The 18,095-nt window shown below is 68.3% G+C and carries 15 protein-coding genes and 2 pseudogenes; 8 read left to right on the forward strand and 9 right to left on the reverse strand.

Going from position 1 to position 18,095, the window contains the following annotated elements; all coding sequences use genetic code 11:
* Positions 1–2 precede the first annotated feature (2 nt).
* Both ACIOMQ_RS04760 and ACIOMQ_RS04765 read right to left on the reverse strand, forming a co-directional pair.
* Entirely contained in the window at positions 3–1,370 is a 1,368-nt protein-coding gene (locus ACIOMQ_RS04760; protein WP_401262942.1) for a hypothetical protein, read from the reverse strand.
* Entirely contained in the window at positions 1,370–2,740 is a 1,371-nt protein-coding gene (locus ACIOMQ_RS04765; protein WP_402187842.1) for a hypothetical protein, read from the reverse strand. Before ACIOMQ_RS04765 ends, ACIOMQ_RS04760 begins: the two co-directional genes overlap by 1 nt.
* Before the next feature lie 279 nt (positions 2,741–3,019).
* Between ACIOMQ_RS04765 and ACIOMQ_RS04770 the strand changes: the two genes are divergently transcribed.
* From ACIOMQ_RS04770 to ACIOMQ_RS04795, 6 genes are all read left to right on the forward strand, one after another.
* Entirely contained in the window at positions 3,020–3,445 is a 426-nt protein-coding gene (locus ACIOMQ_RS04770; RefSeq protein WP_362194990.1) for a hypothetical protein, read from the forward strand.
* Between the two features lie 531 nt (positions 3,446–3,976).
* A complete protein-coding gene (locus ACIOMQ_RS04775; RefSeq protein ID WP_362194987.1) occupies positions 3,977–5,185 on the forward strand; it encodes an HNH endonuclease signature motif containing protein in 1,209 nt (402 codons plus the stop codon).
* The gene (locus tag ACIOMQ_RS04780; RefSeq protein WP_362194984.1) at positions 5,185–5,499 is read left to right on the forward strand and encodes a nucleoside triphosphate pyrophosphohydrolase; all 315 of its coding nucleotides are present in this window, start codon (positions 5,185–5,187) and stop codon (positions 5,497–5,499) included. The genes ACIOMQ_RS04775 and ACIOMQ_RS04780 overlap by 1 nt, the downstream gene beginning before the upstream one ends.
* A 1,278-nt stretch (positions 5,500–6,777) precedes the next feature.
* A complete protein-coding gene (locus ACIOMQ_RS04785) occupies positions 6,778–7,044 on the forward strand; it encodes a hypothetical protein (RefSeq protein WP_362211943.1) in 267 nt (88 codons plus the stop codon).
* Positions 7,025–7,381 (forward strand): DUF6545 domain-containing protein, encoded by a 357-nt coding sequence (locus tag ACIOMQ_RS04790; protein ID WP_402187845.1) that lies wholly within the window; start codon positions 7,025–7,027, stop codon positions 7,379–7,381. The genes ACIOMQ_RS04785 and ACIOMQ_RS04790 overlap by 20 nt, the downstream gene beginning before the upstream one ends.
* Positions 7,378–7,995, forward strand: coding sequence for a hypothetical protein (locus ACIOMQ_RS04795; protein ID WP_362211940.1), 618 nt, complete (start codon positions 7,378–7,380; stop codon positions 7,993–7,995). Before ACIOMQ_RS04790 ends, ACIOMQ_RS04795 begins: the two co-directional genes overlap by 4 nt.
* A 356-nt stretch (positions 7,996–8,351) precedes the next feature.
* On the opposite strand, the gene ACIOMQ_RS04800 is transcribed toward ACIOMQ_RS04795, so the two are convergent.
* The 4 genes from ACIOMQ_RS04800 to ACIOMQ_RS04815 are packed head-to-tail and all read right to left on the reverse strand — an operon-like array spanning position 8,352 to position 14,050.
* Entirely contained in the window at positions 8,352–8,795 is a 444-nt protein-coding gene (locus tag ACIOMQ_RS04800; RefSeq protein ID WP_362211937.1) for a hypothetical protein, read from the reverse strand.
* Between the two features lie 10 nt (positions 8,796–8,805).
* Positions 8,806–13,146: a DUF6531 domain-containing protein gene (locus ACIOMQ_RS04805; protein ID WP_362211934.1), complete on the reverse strand. Its 4,341-nt coding sequence runs from the start codon at positions 13,144–13,146 to the stop codon at positions 8,806–8,808.
* Positions 13,143–13,709, reverse strand: a complete 567-nt coding sequence (locus ACIOMQ_RS04810) for a hypothetical protein (RefSeq protein WP_362211931.1) — start codon at positions 13,707–13,709, stop codon at positions 13,143–13,145. The genes ACIOMQ_RS04805 and ACIOMQ_RS04810 overlap by 4 nt, the downstream gene beginning before the upstream one ends.
* A gap of 2 nt (positions 13,710–13,711) precedes the next feature.
* On the reverse strand, positions 13,712–14,050 hold the full coding sequence (locus tag ACIOMQ_RS04815) for an SseB family protein (protein ID WP_362211928.1): 339 nt from the start codon (positions 14,048–14,050) through the stop codon (positions 13,712–13,714).
* A 243-nt stretch (positions 14,051–14,293) separates the two neighbouring features.
* Here ACIOMQ_RS04815 and ACIOMQ_RS04820 point away from each other — a divergent pair.
* Positions 14,294–14,497, forward strand: a pseudogene (locus ACIOMQ_RS04820) (transposase); the annotation flags it as partial.
* 27 nt (positions 14,498–14,524) lie between these two features.
* Positions 14,525–15,692: pseudogene (locus tag ACIOMQ_RS04825) on the forward strand (IS701 family transposase).
* Between the two features lie 184 nt (positions 15,693–15,876).
* Here ACIOMQ_RS04825 and ACIOMQ_RS04830 read toward each other — a convergent pair.
* From ACIOMQ_RS04830 to ACIOMQ_RS04840, 3 genes are all read right to left on the reverse strand, one after another.
* Positions 15,877–16,071, reverse strand: coding sequence for a hypothetical protein (locus tag ACIOMQ_RS04830; protein WP_362211925.1), 195 nt, complete (start codon positions 16,069–16,071; stop codon positions 15,877–15,879).
* Positions 16,071–16,511 (reverse strand): hypothetical protein, encoded by a 441-nt coding sequence (locus tag ACIOMQ_RS04835; RefSeq protein ID WP_402187850.1) that lies wholly within the window; start codon positions 16,509–16,511, stop codon positions 16,071–16,073. Before ACIOMQ_RS04835 ends, ACIOMQ_RS04830 begins: the two co-directional genes overlap by 1 nt.
* A 108-nt stretch (positions 16,512–16,619) precedes the next feature.
* Positions 16,620–17,858: a helix-turn-helix domain-containing protein gene (locus ACIOMQ_RS04840; RefSeq protein ID WP_391724069.1), complete on the reverse strand. Its 1,239-nt coding sequence runs from the start codon at positions 17,856–17,858 to the stop codon at positions 16,620–16,622.
* Positions 17,859–18,095: the final 237 nt, after the last annotated feature.

The following is an 18,095-nucleotide window of genomic DNA, read 5'->3' on the forward strand; positions in this document are numbered from 1 at the left end:
CGTCAGTAGTCCTCACCGGTGGCAGCAGCGGCGATCTCGGCAAGGAACGGGCCCGAAAAGGCGTCGTGCGGCAACGCGCCCTGCGCCGGGGACTCTGCCGCGGTTGCCAGCCGCCGCCGGGCCAGAGTGCGGATCGCGTCGCGGTCGGCGACGCCTCCGGCTCCGCCGGCCGTATCGGGACGGGGGCCGGGGTCGAAGCCGGGCAGCAGCACACCGACCTCGATGCGCGGCGGCGGCGCCGCGGCCGGCAGCTCCAGCTCCGCCCGGCCGGTCCACACGTCGTCCCGCCTGGCGAGCGGCACCCGATACCGGCGGCCGCCGTTCACACGGACCTCCGCGACGAGAGGCACCGCGGCGGCGGGTGCCGCGATGTGCGCGACGACCTCGACCTCGATCTGCCGTCGCGCGCCGAGTGCGCGAGCGGTCCAGGACACCGCGGTCTCGGAGGCGTCGACGAAGCCGGGCGGGTAGCGGCGCCAGTCGTTGGTGCCCGAGCCCCGGGCGATCACCCGGCCGCCCGCGACGAGCGGTTCGCCCGCCGCGAGGGCATAGCCGCCCTGCCGTGCGAACAGCGCGCCGGGGTCGACCGGCGCAGCGGCCGGCCGGCGCCGGTCCAGGGACGACCGGAGGCGGCGCAGAGCCTGCCCGTCCAGCCCGGCACTGTCCGCCGCGTCGTCGATCAACCGCAGGACGCTCTCCAGGTGGCGTGCCGTGTCCGTCGGCCGCGGTGCCGCGCGCCACCACTGGGTCAGCGGGTCGAGGGCGGACCGATGGTCCTCGATCAGTTCGGCCACGCAGTCGTCGGGCTGGTCACCGAAGTCGTCGAACAACTGCTGGCACGCGTGGGTGAGCGCGGCCAGCTCCAGGCCGAGCACGTCCGGTTCGAGCGCCGGTATCCCGTCCGCGTACGACGCCGGCCACCACCGCGCCGCCCAGTGCCCGAAACCGAGCCGGGCGGCGCCGCCCGCGAGAGCGGTCAGGTCCGCCACCACCCGCGGGCCGGCCGGCTCCCCCGCCGCGCAGGCGTGCACGGCAGCGGCAGTGCGCTCGCCGTAGACCGCCCACAGCCACTGCTGCGCCCGCCCCACGTCGTTCACCTCCGCCACCGGCAGACCCGGGTCCCCGAGGACGGGCCAGGCCAGAACCGCTCCCGCGACGTCGAGAACGGCCCGGGTGAAGTCGGGGCCCACACCACCCATGTCGGGGCCCACGGCGCCCGCGCCGCTACCACCCGTGGCACCCACGTCGCTACCGCCCGTGGCACCCACGTCGCCGCCGTCCCCGGCCCCGCCGAAGGCAGGACCGGCGGCGACCCGGATCGTGCCGTCCGCACCCCGCACGACACGGACGTCGAAGTGGGCCCGCGCCATCACGCGCTCCCCGGCTCGGCCGCTTCCGCCGCGGTCGCCGACAGTGCCCGCAGCGCCGACCGGACCCTGGCGCGGTGGTCCATCATCACCGAGCGGGCGACCCCGTCGAGCACCGCCCAGGCCGACGCGGCGTCCCTCAACGACGCGTCGCGGACATCCCGCCCGTGCAGCCGCACCCACAGCCGCCGCATGTAGGCGGCCCAGGGGGTACGGAGGTCCTGAGCGAGGGCTTCCAGTACGCCGCCGTCCGGGTCGGGGCGGGGAGAAACGGTCATCCTGCGGGCGCGAAGGGCCGAAGCCTCCCGCCGCCAGCGGCTGTTGACCGCCCGGTGCGCCGCCGTCCGCCCCGGCGCGGATTCTCCGGTGCCCAGCGGGTCGAGGCCGACCGCGAGCCGACCGCCGAGGACTACGGCGACACGCAGGCTCTCGTCGTACAGGCCGAGCGGAGCACAACTGCGGCCGACCTCCCGCCCGACGAGCTCCGGCACCGTCGCCAACTCCTCGCGCCGGGCCGACGACTGCAGCACGACGAAGAGCCGCTCGAAGAGCGTGCGGTCCAGCGGCGCGGGAAGCGTGGCCGTCGAGGCGCCCCGGCCCACCTCCGGACGCGGCGGCACCTGGCGCTCGGTCAGTCCCAGATGCGCCGGCAGGTCGTCGCGGCCCCAGACACCGCTCGGGTGCGCCCACAGCGCCCGGCCGAGCAGGTCTCCGTGCCCCGCCTCGACCATGGACACGTACGCCGGTGGGTTCCCCGCCCCACCCGGCGCGCCGCAGGCGTCCAGAACCTCGGCCGCCAGCGCGACCGCCGCGGCCGCGCCGTCGGCGGCGGCCGGCCGACGACTCTCCCACCCGGTGGCCAGCTCCCCGTCGAGCCGGGCGCGCCGGGAGGCGTCCGCCAGGTGGTCCTTCAGCACGTCCACCGTGCGCCCGCCGACCGCGTCCGCCACGTCCTCGACCACGGCCCTGGCCAACGCGTCCGCCCCGGCCGAGGGCGCTCCGTGCTCGGTGGCCAGCTCGAAGCACCGCTGGAAGTACAGATCCTGGGGGTTGCCCGCCACCACGCCCAGAGCCCGCCGGGCCCTCTTGAGCAGGGTGAACCACTGCGCCGTCGCCTCAAGCCGCGGACCGGACTCCCGGATCAGCGCGTCGAGGTGCGCGGCCTGCGCCGGTCCGAGGAAATCCACCGCGAGTTCCGGGCTCAGCGCCGGCCTGACGATCAGCGGCAGCACGATCAGCTTGACCGTCCGGGTCAAGGGTGCGCCACCGGGGCCACTCAGCGACTCCAGCCCCGGCCCGAGGCCGCGCCAGGCTCTGTCGATGACCATGGCGCGCGGTAGGCGCTCGCCGGTCGGCCGGCTCGGAGGCGACATGTGAGGAGGGTACGTCGTCCGAAAACGGGCGGGCGAACCTGAGATCGGTAGGTGCCCCCGGCCGCCTAGCGTCCACCCCGTCAGCAGGACGCACCCGTAGGCCGGGACGGTCACCACGCCCCGTCCCACCGGCCCGACAGCCGACGGCCGCCCCTCTCTCACCGTCCGCACGCCGGGCACACCGGCCCCAAGACCGACACCGACATGGATGCGCTCCAAGTCGCACAGGACGAAATCCGTCTGAACCGCACCGGACATCACCAAGAAGGAGAAGCCGCCATGGGAATCTTCGGGAATCGTCGCAAGAACCGCGAGGAGCGGGCCGCCGAGATCGCCGGCAAGGTGGCCAGCGGCAAGGGTTTCTACGGCCGCGCCACACGCGCGTTCCTCGGCAACGAGGACTTCGCCAAGGTTCAGCAGTCGATCGGCGCGTACCACTCCGGCCTCGACGTCCAGCAGTTGCTCGCCATGGGGGTGCCGACCATCCCCGCCGTCGTCGAATCGATCAGCGACACCGGCAGGCTGGTCAACTTCAACCCGGTCGTCGACCTGGTCCTCCAGCTGTCCGGGGCCGCCGACCGGATCGCCCTCCAGACCATCGTCTCGAAGGTGCGGATTCCCCGCCCCGGCGACCAGGTACTGCTGATCGCCGACCCCGCCCGGCCGGGCGGCTACCTGTACGCCGGGGACGGCGTCACCCCGTGACAACACCGCCGCACGACGTGCCGGCGACCGCCGCACCACTCCCCCCGCGCTCCGGACCCCAGGGCTCCGAGAACGACTGAAGGCCCAGGTCGGAGACTGTCCTCACCTGGGCCTTCCCGGAGCCCCCTGTCGGATTCGAACCGACGACCTACGCATTACAAGACCACTAGGGATCATGCCGGGCTGTGCCGCGCGATCGTGTCAGATCCCGTTTTCCCAGATCAGAGCACCTGTGGCGGTCCCGCTGCTCGCGTCCTGTGTTGCACCGTCCAAAGGCATCCGCGCTCCCCTTGCGCTCCCCGCCGCCTGGCGAATCGGTACCGCTGCGCGGGAAGCCCGTCGTCAACGACATGCTGGCGCAGTTTGTCGAGATCGCACAGCGAGACCCCCGTGTGGATGCTTGCGCGCTCGGCCGTCCGCTGATGGGAGTGGAGGCCGGTACCGATTCGTCGGCCGTGGTCCGGCAGCTGAGGATCCTGCACGCCCACAACTCGTCACTGTTTGTCGGTGGCGTCGCCTACTGTTCACGACATGGCGTTGGCGGACATCACGGGCTCAGAGATCATCAAGGCCCTCGCAGAGTGCGACCGCCTCGGTCGCGAGAGTTTTCTTCGTACCCATGGGTTCAAGCGCGCTCGGCGCCACCTCCTCTCTCACAACGGCAAGCTCTACGACTTCAAGGCCATCGTCGGCGCGGCGCACGGGTACCTCCTCGACCAGGCGCCTCTCGAGGCGCAAGCTTTCTCCGGTGGCGCAGACCACGCCGTTGCTCTGCTCCGCAAACTCGGTTTCGCGATCGTGGATGGTCCCGGCGCCGCTTTGGAGGCGTACGAGGAGCTCCTCAGCCGCATCGACAAGCTGAAGGTGAACCGTGCCGCAGGCCGCCCCCTCCTGTACCAGCCGATCACCCTGCTTTGGGCCATCGGACGGGCTCGCCACGGAGAAGAACGGCTTCTCCCCTGGAACACCACGATGGAAGTAGTCCGCAGCTTGCTGGAGCAGCACGGCATGCGAAGGGAGCGCCCGCGCCCCGACTATCCGGTCGCCGCCCTGTACCACGCAGGCCTCTGGGAACTGCGTGACCACTCGGGCCCGGTACCCACCGCCCACGGAGATTCTGCGCTGAGACGATGGTTCGCCGACAACCAGCCCTGCAGCGGTCTCGTCGAGTCGGCCTATGGCGTGCTGCGCCGGTCCGGTGACGCCCGCGTTGCCGCAATCGACGCACTACTGTCAACGTACTTCGACGGCCTGAACTACGGGCCGCTCCTACACCAAGTCGGACTGTACGACGATGAGATAGCTGACGACTGCGCCGACGATGATGCCGAGCCGCCGCCTCCGGTATTCACGGCAGCCCAGTACGACCGGCTGTGCAGGATCGTCGAGCATCGCGAGGGCGAGAACCGAGGCAGACGCGCACCCGACGCCTCATACAACCCGTTCCGGTCAGGGACGGCCAGACGAGCAGTGCTCTTGCGCAGTAAAGGAATCTGCGAGAACCCGCACTGCACGGGCCAACCCACCGATGTGACAGCCAAGGGCGCACCGATACTCGAAGTCGATCACGTCGTGGACCTTGCCCGCGGTGGACGCGACCACCCCAGCCGGATGGTTGCGCTGTGCCCGAACTGCCACGCGATTAAGACCCGCGGTCGGAGCCAGGAGAAACTCCGCGCCGTGTTGCTTGAGGTGGCACAGGAGCGCCACACCCAGTGGACTAAATTCGCGGAGGGCTGATGGCAGACGGCAAGCTCGTACGAGACCTGATTCCCCAGATCATCCGTGAAAGCGGTGCGGAGCCGAAGGTCTACATTGCCAGCCTGGAAGAGTACCGGGAGCGGCTGCACCACAAGCTCAGCGAGGAGGTAGCCGAGTTCCTCACCGCGGACGACTCCGCTGCTGCCGAGGAGCTGGCAGACATCCTCGAAGTGGTTTACGCACTTGCTCTCGACCTGGGCATGGCACCGAGCCGCTTGGAAGAGCGGCGAGCACAGAAGGCTGCGTCGAGGGGTGGTTTCGCTGGCAAGATCGTGTGGACCGGCAACGCCTGAGCGTAAGGTTCGGTGCTGCCGTATGTAGATTCGCCGGTCGAATCCCAGGAAGCGTGCATGTCAGAGCAGCTCTGGAGTAACCAACGCCGCCAGACGGCCATCGGCCGTGTCGGTTTGTCCGTCCCGGCGCGTCAGGCCGTGGTCGATCTGCAACTCAAACCGGGGATGCAGGTCCTGGACTACGGTTGCGGCTCAACTCACCGATGCCGAGGTAAGAGCTGGCCTCTACAAGGAGCCGCACCGCATCGGCAACGAGGAGGGCTGGGAGCGAGCGCTTGCCCGTCGCGGCGGCGCCATGCGGGGACACCGGCTGGTCCGACATTCCAACAGCTGAAATGAACTTCGATCTGCCGACCGAGACCATGCAGTCCCAACTGTCAACGGCCAAGCCCATCAGGGAATTCACAGCCGCTTGAGAGCGCCGACTGGGCAGGCCCTCGGCAGCCTGAACCCGCCGATGATGTCTTGCGGTGAGCTCTCATCTCACGGTACGACGGTCACATGGCGCGCGTATGCGAAAGGAAGGAACCGCAACAATGGCTCGGGCTGTGTGGCTCTTCGACAAAGAGACGGGTAAGCGTCTGGCCTACTTCGCCACCGACGGGGCAGGCTGGGCGGAGGTCCACGGCCTCGAAGACCTGTGGGAGCGGGTCGCGGCCGCAACCGCGGAAACCGACCCATCCCTTAGTGGCTTCTTCGAGCGCGCCGCCGCCGAGACGAAGGCCCACACCCGGCCGGAGCTGTGCAAGGTAGTCGGTGGCAAGACACACCGGCCGTGCAGATGGGATAAGACCAAGGGCCCCTGCGCGCTTCATGACGTTCCGACGGTGCGGTGCGGGCACCAGGCGAGCACGGGCACGGTGTGTACCTGGAACACCACCCGCAAGGGACCCTGCCCGCATCACGACCCGGCCTCGAAGGAGCAGCGGACGAAGGCCCGGCGTGAGGCGATGTCGAAGTCACCCAGGCGCAGCCCGGCTAAGCCGGCGAAGCGAATGGCGCCGGTGAAGGCGTCCGCGTGGAAAGACGTTGAGTGTCCGCGCTGCGGATCGGCGGTCGGCCAGAGGTGCCGGTATCCCAACGGGTCGGAGACGACCGCGCACCGGGTACGGCGCCTGGCAGCCCAGCAGGTACGGCCTAGCTAAGGCCATGTCTACGCATGTGCGATCTCGCGCCCGCCAGATTCCCGCAGGGTCCAGTAGGCCCAGCAGGTCCTCAAAGGGTGAACAGCCCCTGTCCCGCGCCGGGTTGTCAAACCGGCGTGAGACGCTCCCACACATGGCATCCACACAGACCCCGGGCCCTTGTCTGCCCCCATACCGCGCTCAGTCAGCCATGGCGCTCCTCGACCCCCAAGAACACGCCTCCGAACTCGCAGACTGGGTGGAACGGATCCCTGCTTCGTCCGAGCCGGCCGAACGCGAGGCATGGGACAACGTCTACACCTGGCTCCGCCTGGCGAGCGGCCTGCGCACAGTCACGTTCGACATGGCCTACGAAGACGGCGGCATGTGCGCAGCGGGCGATGACTTCGCATACACATGACCGGCTGTACCGGCGCACCATCGAGATCCGCGACTCGATCCTCACTCTCGCCGACTACGCGCCGGCGGAACTGCGCGGACGCTCCTACGACCACGCCACCTCCCTCGGCTTCATCGGCGCTCACGCCGACATCACCGCCGAGGCCTGTTGGCTCGCCGTCGCCCGCAAGGAACGGCTCCGGGGAGCGGCCACTGGCTCCGGTGAACCCATGCCCCCCGCCAGCGGAGGCCGCGACCTCGCCACCGAGATCCGCGCCCTCACCACGCTCAGCACCGCCTACCGCTCCCGCGCCACACAGGACTTCCTCCGCGCCCACCTTGAGGAGACACCGGCATGACCACCGCCACCCAGCTTCCACCCACTGCCGCCGTTCCTGCCGAGAGGCGATCCGCCCGCCTCGTCACCGAGGTCCTGGCGCCCGCCAACCTGGTCATCGGCGTCCTGCTGGTCATCGGCTGGCACTCCACCAACTCCCTTGCGGGTGCGGGCTGGGGCCTGCTGGCAGGCGCCTTCTGCGGCGGCCTGCCGATCGCCTACATCGTCGCCGGAGTCCGCCGTGGGCGCTGGACGGACAAGCACCTCAAGGTTCGGTCCCAGCGGTGGACACCGCTCTTCGTCACCCTTAGTTCCGTCCTCATCGGCACGGGCCTGCTCCTGGCGCTCGACGCGCCCCGCGAGGTCGTCGCCCTGGTCGCCGCCATGATCGCCGGCCTGCTGCTGACCATGGCGGTCACTGTCTGGTGGAAGGTCAGTGTCCACACCGCCGTCGCCTCCGGCGTCGCCGTCGTCATCACTGTCGCCTATGGCTGGTGGGCCGCCCTCCTCTTCCTCGGCGTCGCCGCCGTCGGCTGGTCCCGTGTCTCCCCCCGCGACCACACCACAGCCCAGGTCATCGCGGGGGCCATCCTGGGCGGCACGGCGGCGGCTGTGGTTTTCGCAGGGCTGCGCTGACCTCCAGCACTTCTTCGGAGCGCTGCCACGCTCCGACCACACGGCTGGTTTACCGTCGCACCTGAATGAGACGGTGCATGCCGCTGGCACGGGCGGTGCGCTAGTGTGACGCGGCCGCAGGTCAGGACCATGCTGTAGGACCGCTGGTCAGCAAACTCCCAGCATGAGTCAGGAGCGGTGCACGTGGCGACCAAACTCATCCGTGGGATGGGCAGTTTCTTCAAGACCTGCAGCTGCAAACGGCAGGGCGGATGCGCACACCCCTACGCTATCCGGTTCCGCAACGGAGCGGGGCTCCATGACCGCCTCGCCCGCCGCCAATACCGCTCCTTGAGGAGGCGAGGCACGAAGCGGTCTCAGTCCGGCAAGGTTGCCAGTGCTTCGCGCAGCTCATCGGTTGAGTACCCAGTGCGTAGGGAAATCTCCCGGGGACTGTGAGCATGGAGGACCCAGCGCGCTGCGGGGGCCCACCACTGCGCGACGCTGGCGGGAACGGTGACGGTGGTGTGGGCGGGCGCCGCCCGAGTGTGGTTGTCTCCGTCGCGGGCAAGAGCTGGTGCGGCGTCCGATTCAGGGAGCGTCGTCGAGAAGACAAGTGTCAAACGGTGAGCTTCCCCATGCTCTTTGGACTGCCGACGAGCGCTCCTGAGCCGTGACAACAGATCTTCCAGTTCTTCGGCATCGCATCCGAAACCCTGCAGTCTCTCGGCGGGGAACTCATTGAGTTCGCGTGTCAGGAAGTAAAGCCTCGTGAACTCCGAGTGGGAGAGACTGACGCTGCGGCTGGTTTGCTCGGACATACCGCTCCTCTTATTCCAGGTCCTCGAAGTAGGAGTATCCCTGCTTGGGGGTGAACACGGTGCCCCCGTCACCGTCCACGATGACCACGGCCTCCTTGTCCGGGTCCCAGAAGGCCTCTCGACCATTTCGCAGTCCGTATTTCGGTTCGATGTTGGGTATGCGCTCGTTGATCACTCCGTCGACGTAGAACTTCAGGGCTTTGGGGTCGACTCCTCGCACGTAGTGCGTTCCGTTGCCGTCGGGGCGGAGCGCTTCACCGTTGGCGTGGTCCGCGATCTTCTCCGACTCGGGTTCGAGGTCGTAGGGAGCCAGTCCGAGCGGGTCGGTCAGCCGGATCGGGTTTCGAGGGTACGCATGGTGGTTGTCCGAAGGGGTGAGACCGAGCGGGTCTGGGGTGAGGAATCGAGCCGTTTCCGGGTCGTAGTACCTGAAGTAGTTGTAGTGAAGGCCGCTCTCGGGGTCGGCGTACTGGCCTGGGAAGCGGAGGGGGCAGGTCTCCACGTCGGAGGGGGCAGGGACAGGGGTTCCCCAGAGGGTAGTCCGGTGCTGCCACGTCATTTCGCCGTCTGGGGTGAGCAGTTCGGTGGGCGTCCCCGTGGCATCCGTGACCACGACACGGAAGCGTGAGGTTCCCACTTCGCCGACCGTCTGGGTCAGGGGGCGGTGAGTCTCCGGGGCGTGGTCCCAGGTACAGGTCGCACCGCCCCGGGCGGTCTGTTCCGCGAGGCGGGTCGTATCCCAGGCGAGGGTGAGAGTCGCGCCCTTCGGGTCGGTCTTGCCGATGCGGCGGCCCAGGGGGTCATAGGAGTACGTCCACGTCTCGCCGTCCGGCGTCACGACCCGCGTGAGCTTGTCCTCGGCACTCCACGCGTAGGCCCACGTCCGGGTCTGACCGTTGAGCAGCTTGCGGGTCTTACGGATCAGGCGGCCCGCGGCGTCGTGTTCGTACACGGTGCGGCCCGCCTTGCGGACCAGGGTTCCGGTGAACTCCCTCTCGCCAGAGGCTTCCTGTCCTGGCGCCGAGGCGTGGGTTTGGTTCCCGGCCGCGTCGTAGGCGTAGCGCTCGGTCCAGCCGTGCGCTTGTACACCCGTGACCCGGCCGACCGGGTCCAGGGTGAAGTGGCGAGTACCGGACGTCAGTTCGCGAATCTGAGTGACGTATCCGTCGGGCCGGTAGGCGTAGGTGCGGTGTTGGATGAGGTCATCGGCGGCGGAAGTAACCGTCTGTGCGGTGATTCGGCCGGTGTCATCCCAGCGTTGACTGAGGGTGACACCGCCGACGGCACGCTGTGTCTCGTGACCGGTGGCGTCGTGGGTGAAGGTAAGGGTGTTGCCCGCCGTCGTGAGGGTCAGGGGTCGGTCGGCGGCGTCGTACGTCCAGGTCGATGCCAGCCCGGACGGAGTCGTGCGAGTCAAACGGTTGCCCACCGCGTCGTAGGCGGAGGTGATCGTGCGGCCATTGACCGTCTCCGCCAGGACTCGGCCCAGGGGGTCCCGCTCCAGGGTCAGGACCGCGTCGCTGTTGGAGGCGCGGGCGAGGGCCCCTCGCGTACCGTAGGCGAAGGTCGTCAGTTCGTCCGTCGTCTCGTCCTGCTGGGTGAGCACCCGCCCCATCGCGTCATGTGTGTACCGCAGCGTCTGGCCAAGCGCATTCGTCCGGGCGGTGAGGCGGCCCGCCGCGTCGCGCTCGTAGGAGCGGGTCACCCCGTTGAAGTCCGTCTCGGCGACCAGGCGGCCGGCGGTGTCGTACTCATAGCGCCATTCATGCCCCTGGGGGTTGGTGACGGTCACCAGGCGCAGTTCGGTGTCGTAGGCGAAGGCGTAGTGGGCGCCGTCGGGGTCGGTGCGGGTGGCGGGCAGGTCGAAGTGGGTGTAGGTGTACTCGGTGGTATGACCGGCCTGGTTGGTGTGTTTGGCGAGGTTGCCCTCGCAGTCCCACTTCCATTCCTCGCGAGTGCCGTCAGGGTGCTCGCGCCAGGCGGGCTTGCCCTCGATGGTCCAGCCGAAATGGGTGGTGCGGTCGAGCGGGTCGGTGAGGGCGGTGACGCGGCCGTGGGGGCCGCGGCGGACGTGGGTGGTGTGTCCCAGGGGGTCAGTGACCGTCACCGGGAGCCCCGCCGCGCCCGTCGTCACTGTCGTCGTGCGCCCGAGCACGTCCGTGACTGAGGTGAGGTGGCCTGCCTCGTCGTACGTCCAGTGCGTAGTAGCGCCCGTCGGGTCCGTGGTGGAGGTGCGTGCGCCGCGGCCATCGTAGGTGTGGCGCCATTCCACACCATCGGGCTCGCGGATCTCCGTCGGGAGGCCGTTCTCGTCGTAGACCGCCTCGGCGCTGCTTCCGTCCGGACGCTCGATGTGGGTGAGGTTGCCGTCCTCGTCGTACGTGTACCGCGTCGTGTGGCCGAGTGCATCGGTGACGGTGAGAGGGAGGCGGTTGGTCTCGTCCCATTCGGTGCGGGTGGTGTGACCAAGCGGGTCGGTCACCTCGACGACCTTGTGCGCCTCGTTGAGGACGTACGTGGTGACGTTGCCCTGGGAGTCGGTGTAGCGGGTGGTGCGGTGGGCGTCGTCGTAGTGGAAGCGGCCCGAGAGGATGCCGGTCGGCCCCACGGTACGCAGGACGCGACCGCGGTGGTCGTAGACGTAGGCGAACGCGGTGCCGTTGCGGTCCTTCCAGGATGTGATGCGGTGCTCGTCGTAACGGTAGAGTTGCGGCTTGCCGGTGGAGTTGGCGACCTCGATCAGGTCGCCGCTGTCGTCGTAGGTGAAGGCGACGAGCCGGGCGCTGTGTTCATGTTGCTCGCCGTGCAGGAGACGCAGGGCCGTGACGCGATGCAGGGCTGTGTCGGTGTCGACGACGATGCGGTAGCCGCCGGAGTGGGTGATCCGGGTGGGTACGCCGTGCTCGTCGTACACGAAGTCGATGCGGTCGCCCTCACCGCTGCGGTCGGTGATCGCGTGGAGCGCCAGTTCTGGGCCTCCCACCGGGAGCCGGGCAAAGTGCAGGCGGCGGTTCTCCTCCGGGATAGTGAGGGTGAAGGCGCCGTCCGGTTTGCCGTCCCAGCGCAGCGGCCAGCGCGGGCCGGAGACGGGCAGGGTGAGGGTCTCCGGCTCTGGTACCGGGTATCGCAGCACCATGCCGTCGGCCGCGATGTAGACGAGTCCGGCATCGTCCAGTTCCAGGCGCTGATCGAGGGTGGCCGCCCAGGTGGGACCGAACCAACCGCCGCACGGGTGACCGGAGACGTAGTGCCGCTCCAGTACCAGCGGCAGGGCGCCGGGCAGACTGACGTCCGTGGCGGACATGAACATCTCGCCGGTTGCGACGTCGACCGGCTCGCCCTCTCCGCACTTCTCCTTGGTGCACTTGTCGTGCTTGTTCGGCTCGCCGTCGGCACGCTCGGCGGCGCTGCCGTCGCGACGCAGCGCCCGCTCGCGTCCCGCCAACCGCTGAGCGGCAGTCTTAGCGGTCGAGGCGCCCTTCCGCAGGGCGCCCCCGCCGCCGGTGGCGAGGGCGAGCAGCAGATCCGGGGTGAGCTGGCCGGCGGCACGGCTGGGGTTCCGCTGCCACTCCTCCCAGTTGGTGACGGCCTTGGCGAACTCCTTGGGGTGGTTCGCGGCGTAGGCGGCCCCGTCGATCGCGCCCGCCAGTTGCAGGCTGGCGCCACCGGGGCCGTCCTCAGCCATGTACTCGAACTGCTTCCACATGTCCTTGGCGCTGTCGCCCATGCCGCCGAAGAAGTCCCCGACGCCCTTCTTGAAGCGGTTCCAGCCCTCGGGCGCGTTGGGGGCCTTCTCGGCCGCCTTGGCGAGCTTGGCCTTGGAGTCGTCGACGACGCCCTGCAGCTCGCTCTCCAGTTTGTCGAGCCGGCGATAGCAAGAGTCCAGCCCGGTGATGGGATCGTCGTCCGGCGGCCGCTCGGGCAGCGTGTCATCCCCGCGGTCGACAGCGGCGTTGTAGGCCGTGACGTTCTCCCAGTACTTCTTCGACGCAGCCCTTACCTCGTCCGCGTCCTCGATGATCGGCTTGGCCCGGTTCTGCACGGAACGCAGCTTGTCGGCGTAGGCGTCCAGAGCGCCCGCCGCGGAGGTGAAGTACTTGCGTGCCGACTCCAGCTCCCTGGGCAGACGTTTGCTCGCGTCCTGGAAGCTATCTGCTGCGGCACCGGTCCACGGGAGCAGGGACAAGTCGGTCAGCTTGTCGTAGCCGTCCTTGAACGCGCCCGCATAAACACGGAGCTTGATGACCAGGTCGTCAATCTTCTCGGGTTTGCCCGGTATGACCTCTTCGGGCTTGGCGTGCGGGGGTATGCGCTCAGAAGCGCCGCCCTCCATGGCGTCCTTGTGCGTCATGCGACAGGGCCCTTTCCACCGCCGTCGACCACCCAGCCCTCACCGCCTTCACCGGCCACGCGGTAACGAGGATTGCTGGTTGGATCGCCCGTGACGACCGTACCGTCACCACTGCCGCTACCGCCGTCGAGCCACGGCTCCTGGTAGATCTCGGGAGGCGGATCGAAATGAGGCCGGTCTCCGTTCCTCCACGCACGCAGGCCGTGTTCGCCCATGGGGAGTTTGGCGATGTTGTCCTCAGTCGGCGCAAAGTTCTCGAGCTGCAGCAGGTCCGCCATCATGTAGGCCGCGATGGCCTGCCGCAGGCCTTCAACGATGGAGTCGGCGTGCTCGGCGAGCCGCCCCATGCCGAAACCCCACTCGGACAGCACGTCCTTGGCCGGCTTCTCGATGTCGACGGTGGCCGCGTTCTGGATCCCCTGAGCCATGGACTTCCAGTCACGCTTGATTTGGTGCGCCGCGACGACGGACTCCTCCATCGGCGTCATGATCTTGCGCACCTCAGCGATCTCGATCCTGTAGCCATCCCCCGGCGCAGGCCCATCCGCTCCGCCCCCTGCCATGTCTACTCCCCCTCCACCTCTGCCGGCTCCTCCAGCATCGCGGCCTCCAACAAGAACGGGTTCGGCCCCAACAGGTCCACCAGCGCCCGCACCCCTTCAGGCAACAGCCCTACCAAGTCCTCGGCCGTGGTCGACGCCCAGTCACATGCTCCTGCGAACAGAGCCAGCTCCTCCCAGGAGGTGAAGACCGGCACTATCGGACCATCCACGGTCTCGGACACAAAAAAACCGGGGCTCTCCGGCCGCTGGAAGTACAGCCGTGCGGCGCGCAGTTGAGCCAACCGTTCCGCCGGAGACATCCGCGCCATCGCCTCGTCGCGGACCAAGTCACGCAACGACATCCCTATTCCCCCTCTTCCATCCGAGCCCTGAGCTGGATGAAACACGGGAAGGATCATCGCATATCCATCGGCGCTGGTCGGGAGAGCAATGAAACCGACTGGAACGATCCTGTGGCACACGCCGACACCACAGCCGGCTCCCTCGTGTCACAACGCCCCGGACTCCGCCCCCCTGCCAGTCGCAGATAGCCGTCGTACGCTAACGTCCCCACTCACCGATACCGCTGTCCGCTGAACCTTGCAGGCGCGAAGTTCCCCAGGGCCGTCAAGAAGATCACCGGTGATCAGGAGCAGTTGCTGGCGTTCTTCGACTTCCCCGCGGAGCACTGGATCCACCTTCGGACGACCAACCCGATCGAGTCCACATTCGCCACCGCCCGGCTGCGGACCAAAGTCACCCGCGGTGCCGACTCCCGCGCCGCCGCCCTAGTACTGCAACCGCGTTTGGCGTGACGATGTGTCGTTGTTCCTGTCATGGGAGGGGATCTCGAAGTCGGTGACGTGTGGCGGTGGGCGGCGGAGCTGAGGGAAGTGCATGAGCGGTTCATGCACCGGTTTCAGCGCTCGGAACCCCGGGAATCGGCGTTGGCCTATATGCGTGGGCTGGTGTCGTCGCTGGAGTGGAAGAACGCGTGGACGGTCGCCGAGCGGGTGGGGCATGACCGGCCGGACCGTTTGCAGCGACTGCTCAACACGTGTGACTGGGATGCTGACGAAGTCCATGACGACATACGGGAGTTCGTGACTGAACGGCTCGGTGGCCGGCAGGCGGTACTCGTCGTGGATGACACCGGGTTCCTGAAGAAGGGTGTGCGCTCGGCCGGGGTCCAGCGTCAGTACACCGGCACGGCGGGCCGGGTCGAGAACAGCCAGGTCGGCACGTTTCTGGCCTATGCCACTGATGTCGGTCACACGCTGATCGACCGGGAGCTGTACCTGCCTGCGTCCTGGACCGAGGACCATGAGCGGTGCCGTACTGCCGGGGTCCCGGACGAGGTCGCCTTCGCCACGAAGATCGAACACGCGAAGGCTATGGTCGAACGGGCCCTCGCCGCGCGGGTACCGTTCGCGTGGCTGACCGCCGACGAAGCGTACGGGCAGGTCAAGGGCCTGCGGTACTGGCTGGAACAGCGCGGGGTGTTCCACGTGCTGGCAACCCGTCGCACCGACACCGTCGTCACCGCCTCACGCATGGACCACCCCGTGGACGAACTGGTCGCCGGTCTGCCACGGCAGGCGTGGAAGCGCCGGTCGTGCGGGCGAGGCGCCCACGGTGAGCGCGTCTACGACTGGGCCCGGGCGCCTATCCGCCCCCTGGCGCGAGGAAGGTGTCGGGCACTGGGTCCTCGCCCGCCGCAGCATCACCGATCCCACCAAGATCGCCTACTACGTGTGCTTCGCACCCGAAGGCACCACCCTGAACACCCTCCTGGCCGTATCCGGCCGCCGGTGGACGATCGAAGAATGCTTCCAGACCGCGAAGAACGAATGCGGACTCGACCACTACCAGGTACGCAGATACCACGCCTGGTACTGGCACATCACTCTCGCCATGGCGGCCCACGCCTACCTGGCAACGGTCCGCGCGGAGGAACTCAAAAAAGGGGATCAGAAGCCGGTGAACAGCACCTCGTCCCGCTGAGCCTGCCCGAGATCCGCCGCCTGACCGCCCACCTCACGGCACGACTCCTTCCCGGGTCGCCCAGGCCCTGCACCTGGTCCCACTGGCGACGACGAGCACAACACCGAGCACGCATCAGCCACTACAAACGACGAGGCCACAACCCATAAACCGAATCATCGTCACGCCAAACGCGGTTGCAGTACTAGACGCGAATCTGGCCGATCATGTCCGCAACGCTGGAGACCAGCCGATTGATCTCCGGCGCCATCGACGTGCCCGCCAGGAAGAACCCGAAGAGCACGCTCACGACCACGGGTCCAGCCTTCAGGGAGCCGCCTCGGATCAGTACGACCAGGACGATCCCGAGCAGCAGGACGAGGGAGATGTTCAGGGACATCAGGAATCCGTGGCCTCCGCCGGGCCGCTGCGCTCTCTGCGTGCCTGGCTGAGGGCCTTGCACAGCGGACCGGGCTGTGTGAGTGACCTGGGACCTCGGGGGACGACGTGCCAGTGCAGCCCGGGCGGCTGCGTGGCGCCGGCGGGCGGCACCACAACGTGGCACTTCCGCCCGAGAGGAACCGTTCCCGGCTCCTCCCAGTCGGCGGCCGTGCCGGGCGGCACAAGGAAGTACAGGCGTGGCTCCGGCCCTCCGGGGTCAAGGATGACCGGACCGATCGCCGCGCCGTCCTCGCGGAGAAGCTCGATCGCGCGCCGACCGGTGGTCTCCACGACACGTATGGCATCCCACCAGTGGCCCGCCGAGCACAGCTCGGGATCGTCGCCTATCGGCATCCACCGAGGCGGCAGCGCGGGAACGCGCGGGGTGGCATCAGACATGGAAACGGCCTCCTCAGAACCATCTGTGAGGAGACCTTTCCACTCTGCTGGGCCCGTGCGCGGACAGATTGTCCGTGGAATTTATCTGCGAAGTATCTTGACTTCGCCTCAGTTTGTGATAATTCCTGCCCAACTGCCGAATGTCGACAGCTCGTTGGAAGGTTGCGCGTCCATCCGCAGGAGGGCGGCGACCGTCTCGCGAGCCGAGGGGTGGAACCGCGTGTGGTTGGGGGCGACCTTACGCGCACGTCGCAGGTCCCCGAATGCGCCCGCCCTGTCCCCCACGGCCAGCTTGGCCGAGGCGACGTCGATGAAGTGGTGGCTGGATCGCTCGCCCACCGTCGGAGCCGGGGGCGTCCATTCCTCGCCTGGCACGTCGGACCACTCCGCGAGGCGGGCGAGCGCCTGCTCCGTGTCCCCCATGTCGATCATGGCGTGTACTTCGTGAATGCGGATGTTCGTCGGCCCGAAGGACATCTCGTAGGCGAGGGAGTCACGGTTGCCGGCCATCCTGGCCACGACCTCGGCCTCGCGCAGGTAGTCGTCCGCGCGGTCCGGATTGTTCTCCCTCGCCTCCAGTACGGCGAGCTTCAGCAGCAGCGCGCCGTCGACCGCGAGCGCATCGTCGCTGAAGGAGCGTTCCGGCTGGAGCCGTTCGAGTTCCTGTCGCAACGCCTGAAGCTTGCGACGAGCAGACGAGTACGCACCCTGGCGGAGCATCGCGCCGGCGACCAGATATCCGGCGGTGAACTTCATCAGCGGGTCACCGGACCGGTCCGCCGCCCACCGCACCCTCTCCAGCGCCGTGTTGGACAGGTCATGGTGCCCCATCTTGTGCGCGAGCGAGTTCACGGCTCGGTAGGCGCGGGCAAGGTGCCAGAACGCCTTGGCCTGGTCGCCATTGCGGCTGGTGAGGGCGAGATGCGTCAGCTCCGTGATGACGGCCGGCAGGAGCGGACCCATGGGGGCGTAGCGCGCATCCCGTCGGAGAGCGGCCACCTGGTCGACCTCGGACGCCAGGACCGACAGCGGCCTCGGCGCGATCTCGAGTTCGTCCGGGGTGTCGTAACACAGCATGATCCTGCGGAGGTCGGGAATCACCGCGTGCACCCCGTCCTCGGCCTCCGGTTCGCCGTAGTACGGCTGGCCGGTGAGAACCTCGGGGCCGAAGTGGAGTGCCTTGGCGAGTGCCAGGACCAGCGACGGTGAAGCCTTGCGTGCGCCGGACTCCAGCTTCTGGACGTAGCTGGGTGATATTGCGACCTTCTGTGCCAGTTGAGTGGCAGACAGCTTCCGTGTCCGGCGGGCTATACGGAGACGGTCTCCCAGCGTCAGGTTTTCACTCATCAGTGGATCGATCCCTTCGCGACGGAGCACTGCGCTCAGCGTACGGACAATGTCCAGTCCCACAGAGGTGCTCGCCGAGTGTTAACAGCATCGTCGCTGTCAGGTGCGGGCTCGGTCACCAAGCGACCCTCGACCGCCATGGTTCTGAAATCTACACAAGTCACGTGATTCACCTCCCCCGATGGGCCCTCGCGGGCGCCGGCCCTATACCGACAACTGGGCGATCAGTCAAGCCTC

The organism is Streptomyces sp. NPDC087845 (assembly GCF_044742755.1).
Classification (GTDB): Bacteria; Actinomycetota; Actinomycetes; order Streptomycetales; family Streptomycetaceae; genus Streptomyces.

Coding starts and splice junctions, on each gene's coding strand:
- ACIOMQ_RS04840 (WP_391724069.1), bottom strand. CDS start 17,858: ATGAGTGAAAACCTGACGCTGGGAGACCGTCTCCGTATAGCCCGCCGG.
- ACIOMQ_RS04830 (WP_362211925.1), bottom strand. CDS start 16,071: ATGTCCCTGAACATCTCCCTCGTCCTGCTGCTCGGGATCGTCCTGGTC.
- ACIOMQ_RS04800 (WP_362211937.1), bottom strand. CDS start 8,795: ATGTCCGAGCAAACCAGCCGCAGCGTCAGTCTCTCCCACTCGGAGTTC.
- ACIOMQ_RS04775 (WP_362194987.1), top strand. CDS start 3,977: ATGGCGTTGGCGGACATCACGGGCTCAGAGATCATCAAGGCCCTCGCA.
- ACIOMQ_RS04835 (WP_402187850.1), bottom strand. CDS start 16,511: ATGTCTGATGCCACCCCGCGCGTTCCCGCGCTGCCGCCTCGGTGGATG.
- ACIOMQ_RS04805 (WP_362211934.1), bottom strand. CDS start 13,146: ATGACGCACAAGGACGCCATGGAGGGCGGCGCTTCTGAGCGCATACCC.
- ACIOMQ_RS04765 (WP_402187842.1), bottom strand. CDS start 2,740: ATGTCGCCTCCGAGCCGGCCGACCGGCGAGCGCCTACCGCGCGCCATG.
- ACIOMQ_RS04795 (WP_362211940.1), top strand. CDS start 7,378: ATGACCACCGCCACCCAGCTTCCACCCACTGCCGCCGTTCCTGCCGAG.
- ACIOMQ_RS04780 (WP_362194984.1), top strand. CDS start 5,185: ATGGCAGACGGCAAGCTCGTACGAGACCTGATTCCCCAGATCATCCGT.
- ACIOMQ_RS04815 (WP_362211928.1), bottom strand. CDS start 14,050: ATGTCGTTGCGTGACTTGGTCCGCGACGAGGCGATGGCGCGGATGTCT.
- ACIOMQ_RS04770 (WP_362194990.1), top strand. CDS start 3,020: ATGGGAATCTTCGGGAATCGTCGCAAGAACCGCGAGGAGCGGGCCGCC.
- ACIOMQ_RS04760 (WP_401262942.1), bottom strand. CDS start 1,370: ATGGCGCGGGCCCACTTCGACGTCCGTGTCGTGCGGGGTGCGGACGGC.
- ACIOMQ_RS04790 (WP_402187845.1), top strand. CDS start 7,025: ATGACTTCGCATACACATGACCGGCTGTACCGGCGCACCATCGAGATC.
- ACIOMQ_RS04810 (WP_362211931.1), bottom strand. CDS start 13,709: ATGGCAGGGGGCGGAGCGGATGGGCCTGCGCCGGGGGATGGCTACAGG.
- ACIOMQ_RS04785 (WP_362211943.1), top strand. CDS start 6,778: ATGGCATCCACACAGACCCCGGGCCCTTGTCTGCCCCCATACCGCGCT.